This is a genomic window from Bradyrhizobium hipponense, assembly GCF_008123965.1.
Taxonomy (GTDB): domain Bacteria; phylum Pseudomonadota; class Alphaproteobacteria; order Rhizobiales; family Xanthobacteraceae; genus Bradyrhizobium; species Bradyrhizobium hipponense.
On sequence record NZ_VSTH01000154.1, the window covers coordinates 20246 to 30011 of the forward strand.

The window sequence follows — 9766 nt, forward strand, 5'->3', positions numbered from 1 at the left end:
TATCGCTTCCTAATCGCTCGATCCGGCACACCGCCGATTCAGGCACGGATGAGCCAAGTAGCTTCGATCAAAGTGCCACAGTCATTGATAGCGCACCGATTGACGAATTGGTTGCGAACTCCACTGTCCATGTAGCGGGCGCATTGAACGCGGGTAGATCGAGGTGGCGGTCATACAGGATGTTACTCATTGTCCTGTCATTCTTCTTCCTGGGGGCGGCGGCGGTTGCCATCGGTTCGGCTCCCGCTATTCCGCCGATAGTTGCCCTTACCGTAACCGCGGGGGCTGTGATTATTCTGGGCGCAGTTGCGGTCCATGGTCGGCAGTCAAGCACGGTGACCCTCGACTATGAGTTGTCCGGCGAAGCCTCAGAACGGTTCGACGCGTTGAAGCATGCGTTCGACGCTTTAGCGGCATGCCGCCGCATTTGGCGAATTCCATTGGAAAGGCAGGAGTCTGACTGGAAAAGAAATGCTGGAGTTGCCAGAACCGTAGAGCGCGCGCAAACGTCATTAACGAGAGGCAATCCTCATCTCATTCAAAGCAACGTCGACTTTTTACGAATTCCGTTAGGCAAAGAGGCCGTCTATTTCACTCCAGACTGCATTCTTGTTGTCGCCGGAGATGCTGTGGCAGCAGTCGAGTATGAGGATGTTGAGGTCGTTTGTAAGCCAACCCGCTTTGTCGAAGATGATGCTGCGCCAAGCGATACTCAGGTCGTTGGAGAGACGTGGCGCTATGTTAATCGGAATGGTGGACCAGATCGCAGGTTTAACAACAACCGCAAACTACCCATTTGTCTCTACGGTGAAATCGACTTCAAGTCCGCTGTCGGTTTGAACGAACGCATACAGTGTTCGCGCGTCGACGTATATGAGGGGTTCGCGTCGGCCATTATCGGGATGCGCGCTGAAAGAGCTTGAGAAAATCACAAGACTCAAAGGCTATTTCAATAACTGCTCAAGTATCGGAGTTGGCCATTTCTTTTCTTTAGCTCCAAGCTCCCAGAGATTTTGACATTTTGGCCGTTTAGGCGCGTACTATATAGGCTATCCTTGTGGCCACATGTCCCGCCTTGGGCGCCGCCTTGATCGCCCGGACTGGAGGCAAAAATGAAGGGCCGAATCAAGCGACGTGTGCAGATAGATGCAAATCTGTATTTTGAATATGAGGTCAGCCCTCATCGCGCAATTTTAGCGCGGATCTCTGAGCTCTCGGCTAAGGTTCTAACTGGCCTAATCGCCTCACCCCAGCAGCTGGGAGAGGCGGCGGTGCAAGTGTCGGAACGTGCGGTGTCAGCAAGCACACCAACTGTGCCGACGGGAATGCACATTCCCTTCAAGCAAGCTCGGTTGAAGGGACAGGTCAATCCTTTGAAGCCGCCGCTTCATGTCGAGACGGTTTTGATTGGTCGAGCATTGGGACAGCAGACTGGATACCTATTAGGGGTAGGCTTCAGAATACGTGACGACGGCTATGTAGAAGGTGAATTTGTCGAAGGCGCTCAAAAATTCACCTCTTTCGAGAAATTTCGAGAAGAAGTAAGTTGCCGCTTGGCGGACCCTGCTCCGAGCTCTTCGACTGAGGGTGATGGATGAGTTGAGGTTGACCACGACGAAGATACAGAAACCTTACCAATCAAAATGAGCGCGTAATCCGGGGATAGAAAATGAACAGACAACTTGCTGTCATCTTGTGCTCTGCCGTCTTGGGTTTTTCATCGTTTCCTTCTGCGTCGTGGGGTCAAGGCAAGACAGTCAAGGCCTGCACCGAGGAGTGGAGAGCGGATAAGGCTGGCTTCCAGGCTAAGGGTATAACGGAGAAAGCTTACGTGGCGCAGTGCCGCGGTGGCGTCGCAGCAACGCCGACCGCAGCTCCGGCGGCCGCTCCTGCGGCTCCGCCTCCAAGTCCTACAGCAGGCGTTCCGGCTCCGAATGTTGGGCAACCGAAAACTGCAAAAGCTTGCGTCGAGGAATGGAGGGCTGACAAGGCCGGCTTTCAGGCTAAGGGCATAACAGAGAAAGCTTACGTGGCAGAGTGCCGCGGTGGTGGCGCAACAACGCCGACGGCAGCTCCAGCGCCCGCTCCTGCGGCTCCGTCAACAAGACCTACGGCAAACGCTCCAGGGCAGCCGCCCGTGACGAGTGAAAGACCTGCACAAGCTCCGGTCGCAAGAACTCCTGCTCCTTCTACGGGCACACCATCAGCGGCGGGACAGTTCGCAACCGAAGCACAAGCCAGAGCGAGTTGCCCGGTCGACACGGTTGTTTGGGTGAATTTGCGCTCGAAGATCTATCACTTCAGCGGCACTCACAACTATGGGACCACCAAGGACGGCGCATATATGTGCGAACGAGACACCGCCGCTCAAGGAATGCGCGCCGCCAAGAATGAGCAACACCCCTGAGCCAATTAGGACGACGTGGCATCCGGCCGCGTCGTTCCTTTGCGCCTAACAGCGGCGATCGGTTGTGAAGAGGACTCATTGACTGCGCTCAAATCTCCTTCGCCGCTCGTTCCTTCTGTAACACTGATGAAGTTTCGCGAAAGGATTACCTCGTCGTACGGCGCGCCGATCTTGGATGCGCCGGCCGGATTTGGGCGGAATGCACTTGCGTTTGCTGCTCTGGGTTGTGATATCATCGCTGTTGATAAAGACGTCGGTCGTCTCAAGTGCGTAGAGAAATCGGCAGATGACATTTTTCAATCAACTGAGCCATCGAACGCATGTGGCCGGATTATTTCAGTGTGCGCCGATCTAACGTGCAATCGATTTCCTTTCGGAAAATCGTCATTTTCAGCAATCCTTTGCATCCATTACCCCGCGCAAAGAATCATTGCGGAGTTAACCTCGGCGGTCCAAACTGGTGGTCACATCTATATTGAGACATTTGGTGGACAGGGGCAAAACTACCTCGAACTACCTAAGGTCGGAGAAATCCGCGGTGCTCTTAGGGGTTACGAGCTCCACTTCTACAAAGAGCGGCCGGTAGGACCGCCCTCTCACAACTCGGTCGTAGTAACGGCGCTTGGACAAAAGCGGCGCTAAGTGGGCCGCAACAGTGGTCGTTATTCCAATAGAATTTTCCCGGTTAATCCAGTGACATAAGCGCTGTCCGTCGCAAAAATTGTTCTCTATGCCTATTGCAACTTTCCAAAAATTTGGCTCTACTGCCTAAATCGTGGACGGGGGGTGAATGATGTTTCGTGGATCAAAAGCTATAGTTTCGTTAGGTGCCGCCTTGGCGTCTCTCACGGGTGCACAGGCGCTTGGTACAGGAGCTCAGGCAGCTATTGCCAGTACTGACGCGATCGTCCCGACAAACGACCTTGGCACCGCGAGCACCCAAGTACAACCAAAAGGACATTTCCAGGTCGGGGAAGATCTTCTCGGGTTTGTAATGACCAGGCAGGCCGACGGGACGATGATTGCGCAGCATGCGTCGCATGCTTCCCATGCTTCACACGCGTCCCACCATTCACATGCCTCAAGCCGTTACTGAGAAGCGCGCTCCGAAGATCGCGATTGATGTAGACTTCGATGCAAGCATTCAGGCGTTGAGTGCGTTGGAAGCTGCTGCGTATCGTCTCATCGGAACTGCTACCTGCCAAATCGAAAAAGTTGGGGATCGTCTTGTCTGCCGTCTTGCTCTGCAAGATGGCAGGGCAAGCGGCGGTTTTGCAGTAGCCGAAGCCGACTCGCTAAAAGTACGGTTTCTCGATCTCGTGACGGACGAGAATCTGAGGGCGCGCGTGTCGGCGAAAACTGACGGTGTGCGTAACGTCATCTTAGCGCTTGCTTTCGGATCGCTGGTCGCTTCCCAAAACGATAACTAACACATAGCGCTGGCTAGATATGGCCCGTTTCCTCGCTGCTGAAGCGTTTAGCTCGTCAAATGACGAGCTTGCCTTGCTGCCCTTTCATTTTGAGCGAACCGGGACTGAACAATTCTTGGTCTCAAACATGGTGGGGGACTTCATCCGCCTGACAGAGAATGAAATCAACCGGCTGATCGATCTGAAATTGAAGCCCGGCGATGGCCTGTACGAGAAGGCGTATGCGGCTCACTTGATAACGGGCTCCCTTCAGAAGGGTCAGCGACAGCTCTTAGCCCTGCGCCTGCGAAGCCGAATGTCGTTTCTGCGCGAGGTGACGCCACTCCATATGTTTGTGGTTACCTTGCGTTGCGAGCACTCGTGCCCCTATTGTCAGGTTTCGCGACAAAGCACCGATCGGTCGCGATTTGACATGAGCGAAGCCACCGCACAGCGGGCGCTGGATATAGCGTTTGAAAGTAAGTCGTCGCGGATAAAAATCGAGTTCCAGGGCGGCGAACCGCTACTCAACTTTAGCCTTATCAAGACAATCGTCTCTGCCGCACACTCAAGGTCCGGGACCTTAGGCAAGAAAGTTGACTTCGTAATTGCGACGAATCTTGCATTGTTAGACGACGCCGTTCTGGAGTTCTGCAAAGCGAATGACATTCTGCTATCAACTTCGCTCGATGGCCCCGCGGACCTGCACAATAAAAATCGGCCAAGGCCGGGCGGAAATAGTTATGAGCTGGCCGTAGCTGGCATCCGCCGGGCGCAAGAGGCGCTTGGACCGGATCGGGTAGGCGCGCTCATGACCACCACCGAGGCGAGTTTGGGCCGAGTCGATGAGATCATCGAGGAATATCTGAAGCTCGGTTTGGACGGCATTTTTCTTCGTCCGCTATCTCCGTTCGGCTTCGCGATCAAAACAAAACAATATCAGCGCTATGATGCGAAGAGTTGGCTGGAATTCTACAAGCGCGGTCTCCGGCACATTTTGGACATTAACCATCACGGAACTCCATTCAGGGAATTTTACTCCGCTTTGATTCTGACGCGTATGTTGACGGACAAGCCGATCGGCTATGTGGACCTACGAAGCCCGGCCGGGATTGGCATAGGTGCGCTCGTCTACAACTACGACGGCAGCGTTTTTGCTTCGGATGAAGGGCGCATGCTCGCTGAGACAGGTGATAACAGTTTTCGATTGGGGCATGTGGATCAAGATGACTACCGTTCGCTTGTTCTTTCCGACAGGTTGGTCGATGCAATTTCTGCCTCGTTGACGCAGTGCGCGCCTGAGTGCTCGACTTGCGTATTCGAAAGTCATTGCGGCGCAAATCCTGTGCACCATCACGCCACGCAAGGCGAAGCTCTCGGCATCAAACCCCTTTCTGATTTTTGCGCGAGGCAGAAGGGAATCATGCATCATCTGCTGCAGCTACTGGATGAATCACCGCGAGATGCGGCGATATTGCGTCGCTGGGCCGGCGCATGACCCTGTCCTTGTTCGGCACCGCGGCCCTTTGTCGGGGATTGGAGGAACAGACGCGATCGGTTGTCCGCCTGAAGACTGTCGATACTGAGGTATCCAATGCGGAGGCTGACTTTACTATCGTGCGGACAAGCGATGACTTGAAGCGCGCAATTCAGAACGACCACAAGTCGATCTTCGCTATCGATGATGGCACCGGGCGTTTTCTGTCACTTGAAGATCTGCAGCGCCGGACGATCGCAGTTCCCGCTCAATTCTCGTATCTTGATGCGGGTGACGTTATCGGTATTCACACCCAATCAGGCAAATTCCGAACTCTTTACAGACATAACTCCCGCCACAACTCATTCCTGGTGACAGAGCGGTGCAACAATTATTGTCTAATGTGTTCGCAGCCGCCGAAGGACATCGATGATCGTTGGATTCTGAATGAGATACGACAAAGCCTACCTCTCCTGGACAAGCACACACGAACCCTGACGTTTACCGGCGGAGAGCCTCTGTCCGATTGGGCCGACTTTATTAGCATTCTCGCTGACTGCCGTGATCAGCTTCCGAAAACAGCCGTCCAGGTGTTGACGAACGGTCGCGCGTTCGCAAAGTCAGAAATTGTCGATGCCTGGAGGAAAGTGAACCATCCGAGCGTGATCGCGGCCATTCCCGTCTATGCGGCGGTTGATTACGTTCACGACTATGTGGTGCAAGCCAAAGGCGCCTTTGACGAAACCATCCTCGGAATATTGAAGCTCAAAGATCGAGGTCAGCGTGTCGAAGTACGCGTGGTTTTGCACGCGCAAACTGCACGCATAATTTCAGATACCTGCCGGTGGTTGGCAAGAAATCTGCCTTTCGTCGATCACGTCGCTCTGATGGGACTCGAAAACACCGGGTTCGCCATCGCAAATGACGCGCAGCTCTGGATCGATCCGATTGATTATCAGACCGACTTGGCGGAAGCGGTCGATCTCCTCGTCGCGGCGAATGTCAACGTGTCAGTTTACAACTTGCAACGTTGCGTTCTTGCACCTTCCGTGTGGCCACACGCAGTTCAGTCAATTTCCGATTGGAAGAACGCGTTTGTCGCCGAATGCGAACCCTGCACCGAGAAGACGAGATGCGCCGGTTTTTTTAGCTCCGGTAGGCCCCGGCGAAGCAAAGCTATAAGTCCGATCTTGTAAACGGCCGCTGCCTGAGGGATCGCAGCCGCATAAAATAGGGAGACGAATATGAGGGGGTGGAAGGCCTTTCTGGTATGCGTTCTTTTCCTATCGACTTCAGCGATCGCACCGGCGTTTGAAGGTAGCGTTCAATTTTTCACCGTCGAGACGGAAGCACAAAAGCATTGTCCGTCCGATGTAGTCGTTTGGGTGAATACCCCTACGGGCGTCTACCACCTCAAGGGAATGCGGTGGTACGGAAACACGAATCGCGGAGCGTACGTGTGCAAGAAAGAAGGCGATCAAGCCGGATATCGTGCGACAAGAAACGGGCAATGAGCTAGCTGAGAAACTGCGCGGTCGCTGAACCGGAAATCGTTGCCGCTTCTTGCTTACAAAGGAAGCCGATGCTGGAAATCGTCATCAAATATATACTTGGCGAATCGAGGACGATTCGGAACGCGCCGGCCTCCGCCATCGTGATTGCCTTTGGAGCTTTTGCCATTGTGTGGATCGCTATGGATTGGCGATACGCGGCCATCATTGCTAATCGCGATGGAATTATTGCGAGCCGGGACGCAGCAATAAACCTGATCGCGACTCAACGCGACGCCTACAAAGAGAAGCTAGGAGGAGTGTCGCCGGATCAAGCAAAATCAAGAGTGGACGCATTGGAAAGTGCAAATGCGAATCTGGCCGCAAGATTGGCAGCAATTTCAAAGCGAGTAAAACCTGAGTACCCGCTCGAAGATGAGCAGAAAGAAACATTGATTCAGCTCCTGAGCGACGTTCCAAAAAACAGTAGGTTTCATGTCGATATCTTTTGGCCGCAGCTTAATGGGAATCCTCGCAATGCCTATGCGGTCGCCGAGCTATTTTCGACGGCACAATGGGATGTTGCGGTAAGAAGGGCCGATTCAATAAGTGGTCACGGGCTTGTCTTCGCCTTCGACGCGAAAGCGGCAGTCGATGGATCAAAACGTTCTCCAGAGGCAGTAAAACTAATCGAGCTATTCGGCCGGGCGAAAATTGATTCGGCAATCGACAATCTCAGCGATGTTTCCGAAGGAAGTTTTCGTTTCATAGTGGGTGAACCCAACTGACAGAGTGGCTTCGCGTCAACTTGACCATGCGCGTAAGGCGGAAGTTGTTCAGCTGCTGTTGGGTCCGCAGCTGCACAACGCTCGAAGAAACTTCGACGACCGGAACGACCGATGTGACCTGATACCGCGGCGATCTTCCAAAAAGTTGCCGAGGCAGTCAATTGGTGTATCCTTGGAAGCCCGAGCGAGAACGATGTTCCATCCTCCTTGAGCGTCGGCACCTGAATGGGTGTCGATTTTGAGGAGGATGGCATGAACATTGAAAACGAGTCCAGCGAGTGAGGTCTCGAAAATTCAACGCTCAGATACAATTGCTGATGTTCCAGAGCGAAATACAAGTTTTCGCAACCTATATCAGTGCGCCTGGTGCGGGACGTGCTGGAGCTCTGAGGATTCATCCCGTGGAGAGCTGTCCGAATGCCCCGGCTGCGGAAGAGAAGCCGCGCCGTATACGTGGTCCCGATGGATTCATCGTAAGCGTGGCGTTGAGGCCCTTGAGAATTGTTGTACTCAATCCTGAGAGCACCGCTAGAAGAGTCATCGGATGTCCTGAGTTCGCGGCGACCCAGCTCTTCCTTCAGCTGTCGCTCCGCTTCCGCATAGAATTCCTGATCGCGCCCGTCGGGCATTCCGGCCTGCTGCCACAGCTGATACGCGCGGCGCTCGATGTCCTTTTTAGTTGGAGGACCTGCCATGTGCATTACTCCTGATGAAGCTAACTCTGGGTCCTAACGTCCGCCATTCCGGGCGAGCCCGTCATTCCGTCAGGCCGTACCACCAAAAGGGCGTAACCGGTATGAGCTCCCACGTCCGGGGTGATCAGCGGGTGCGCGGGTAGCGGATCGGCATCCAGTACTGGCGCAGCGCCTCCACGACCGCTGGAATATCGGCGTAGGCGTTACGGTGGGGGTCGGGACTGTTTGGTGGCGGCCCGAGCAGCGGACGGCCTTGATCGTCGCGACAGTGCCGCAGTATGGGCCGCAGCAGGCGGTGATTGACGTTGCTGGCGTCCAGCAACGGCGCCCACGCCGGCAGCCTGAGCCGCATCGCGGCGTAGAACCCCTGGCACCAGGGCCGCGCGTCGACATCGCCATTGGCTTCACGCCGGTGCATTGGCGCGAACTGCTTCGGCGCGGTCGAAAGGGTCTGGCTGATCTCGTTATGGCGCAATGCGACGGCGGAGATTGCCGCGAACTCCGGCGTGTCGCCGTGGTTGAACGCATCGGCATCGATGGCGAGCAGCGGGCAGATCCAGTCGAGCGGGCTCATCGACACCGGTCCGGCCACGATCGCGGCGACGTAGCCGTCGAGCGCGGGAAGGCTGGTGGCGGCAGGATGCCGGTCGAGGCGAGCCTGCAGCCATCGCTCGAGCTCGGCAAGGGGCATGGCGGCGGCCGCCATCGACGACGAAGCTTTGCGGCGACGCGGGCTCATGCGGCTCGCCGGTGCGCCGCCTTCCAGTTCCAGGCGAACAGTTCGTGCAGCTGATGGCTCCTGGTTCGCCCGGACACAATGCGCTCCAGTACGTCGGTGAGATAGGCCTGCGGATCGAGTTCGTGGAGTTTTGCGGTGTTCACAATCGACCCCAGGATCGCCCAGCTCTCGGCGCCGCCTTCGCTGCCGCTGAACAATGAGTTGCGTCTTCCCATGGCAATCGGGCGCATGGAACGCTCGACCGTATTACTATCGACCTCGACGCGGCCGTCGCGGAGAAACAGCGTCAAACCGTCCCAGTGATTGAGCGCATAGTTGATCGCCTCTGTCAGCTTCGACTGGGAGAAGAGTTGGCCCACCATCTCGGTCAGTCGTGCCTTGAGCGCCGCCATTAACGGTGCGCTCCTGGTGCGGCGGACGGCGAGCCGCTGCTCGGCGCTCGAGCCGCGGATCTCGGCCTCGATCGCATAGACCGCCTGCAGGCGTTCGATCACCTCGCGCGCGAACGGCGACTGCATCGTCTTGAACACCTCGACGAACTTACGTCGGGCATGAGCAAGACAAAAGGCGAGCTGGATCCCGCCGCCATGATCGCGGGCGAGCGCCTTGTAGGCGGCATAGCCATCCACCTGCAGAATGCCGGAAAAATCCGTCAATTGTCCGGCGATCTCCTCCGTGCCACGGCCGGCCACGAACACGTAGGCAACCGCCGGCGGCGAGGGCCCGCCCCATGGTCGGTCATCCATGGCATGCGCCCAGAA

General features: G+C 55.6%; 10 protein-coding genes and 1 pseudogene. 8 read left to right on the forward strand and 3 right to left on the reverse strand.

The features are described 5' to 3' along the window. Positions 1–179: 179 nt before the first annotated feature. The 8 genes from FXV83_RS35980 to FXV83_RS36015 all read left to right on the forward strand — a co-directional run bounded on the left by FXV83_RS35980 (position 180) and on the right by FXV83_RS36015 (position 7571). Positions 180–923 (forward strand): hypothetical protein, encoded by a 744-nt coding sequence (locus FXV83_RS35980; protein ID WP_235940464.1) that lies wholly within the window; start codon positions 180–182, stop codon positions 921–923. 189 nt (positions 924–1112) lie between these two features. Continuing rightward, complete coding sequence (locus FXV83_RS35985) at positions 1113–1598, forward strand: hypothetical protein (protein WP_148744276.1); 486 nt, start codon at positions 1113–1115, stop codon at positions 1596–1598. An 887-nt stretch (positions 1599–2485) separates the two neighbouring features. Continuing rightward, positions 2486–3049: a class I SAM-dependent methyltransferase gene (locus tag FXV83_RS35995; RefSeq protein WP_148744277.1), complete on the forward strand. Its 564-nt coding sequence runs from the start codon at positions 2486–2488 to the stop codon at positions 3047–3049. Between the two features lie 151 nt (positions 3050–3200). Beyond that, positions 3201–3503 (forward strand): His-Xaa-Ser repeat protein HxsA2, encoded by a 303-nt coding sequence (gene hxsA2 / locus FXV83_RS45550; RefSeq protein WP_430648970.1) that lies wholly within the window; start codon positions 3201–3203, stop codon positions 3501–3503. Continuing rightward, positions 3439–3837, forward strand: coding sequence for a hypothetical protein (locus tag FXV83_RS36000; RefSeq protein WP_148744278.1), 399 nt, complete (start codon positions 3439–3441; stop codon positions 3835–3837). The genes hxsA2 and FXV83_RS36000 overlap by 65 nt, the downstream gene beginning before the upstream one ends. Before the next feature lie 19 nt (positions 3838–3856). Beyond that, positions 3857–5314 carry a His-Xaa-Ser system radical SAM maturase HxsB gene (gene hxsB / locus FXV83_RS36005; RefSeq protein WP_148744279.1) on the forward strand — a complete coding sequence of 486 codons (1458 nt, stop codon included), beginning with the start codon at positions 3857–3859 and terminating at the stop codon, positions 5312–5314. After that, complete coding sequence (gene hxsC / locus FXV83_RS36010) at positions 5311–6489, forward strand: His-Xaa-Ser system radical SAM maturase HxsC (RefSeq protein WP_148744280.1); 1179 nt, start codon at positions 5311–5313, stop codon at positions 6487–6489. The genes hxsB and hxsC overlap by 4 nt, the downstream gene beginning before the upstream one ends. 386 nt (positions 6490–6875) lie before the next feature. After that, positions 6876–7571, forward strand: a complete 696-nt coding sequence (locus FXV83_RS36015) for a hypothetical protein (protein WP_148744281.1) — start codon at positions 6876–6878, stop codon at positions 7569–7571. Between the two features lie 587 nt (positions 7572–8158). Here FXV83_RS36015 and FXV83_RS45010 read toward each other — a convergent pair. The 3 genes and pseudogenes from FXV83_RS45010 to tnpC all read right to left on the reverse strand — a co-directional run. After that, positions 8159–8272, reverse strand: a pseudogene (locus FXV83_RS45010) (DUF2934 domain-containing protein); the annotation flags it as partial. Positions 8273–8390: 118 nt separating this feature from the next. Next, on the reverse strand, positions 8391–9005 hold the full coding sequence (locus tag FXV83_RS36025; RefSeq protein WP_235940473.1) for a UPF0149 family protein: 615 nt from the start codon (positions 9003–9005) through the stop codon (positions 8391–8393). Beyond that, positions 9002–9766: IS66 family transposase (gene tnpC, locus FXV83_RS36030; RefSeq protein ID WP_148744282.1), on the reverse strand; the 765-nt coding region annotated here is incomplete at its 5' end. The genes tnpC and FXV83_RS36025, both read right to left, overlap by 4 nt.

Excerpts from the sequence above, each read along its gene's own strand:
- FXV83_RS35980 (WP_235940464.1), top strand. The coding sequence starts at position 180 with ATGTTACTCATTGTCCTGTCATTCTTCTTCCTGGGGGCGGCGGCGGTT.
- FXV83_RS35985 (WP_148744276.1), top strand. The coding sequence starts at position 1,113 with ATGAAGGGCCGAATCAAGCGACGTGTGCAGATAGATGCAAATCTGTAT.
- hxsA2 (WP_430648970.1), top strand. The coding sequence starts at position 3,201 with ATGTTTCGTGGATCAAAAGCTATAGTTTCGTTAGGTGCCGCCTTGGCG.
- FXV83_RS36000 (WP_148744278.1), top strand. The coding sequence starts at position 3,439 with ATGCGTCGCATGCTTCCCATGCTTCACACGCGTCCCACCATTCACATG.
- hxsB (WP_148744279.1), top strand. The coding sequence starts at position 3,857 with ATGGCCCGTTTCCTCGCTGCTGAAGCGTTTAGCTCGTCAAATGACGAG.
- hxsC (WP_148744280.1), top strand. The coding sequence starts at position 5,311 with ATGACCCTGTCCTTGTTCGGCACCGCGGCCCTTTGTCGGGGATTGGAG.
- FXV83_RS36015 (WP_148744281.1), top strand. The coding sequence starts at position 6,876 with ATGCTGGAAATCGTCATCAAATATATACTTGGCGAATCGAGGACGATT.
- FXV83_RS36025 (WP_235940473.1), bottom strand. The coding sequence starts at position 9,005 with ATGAGCCCGCGTCGCCGCAAAGCTTCGTCGTCGATGGCGGCCGCCGCC.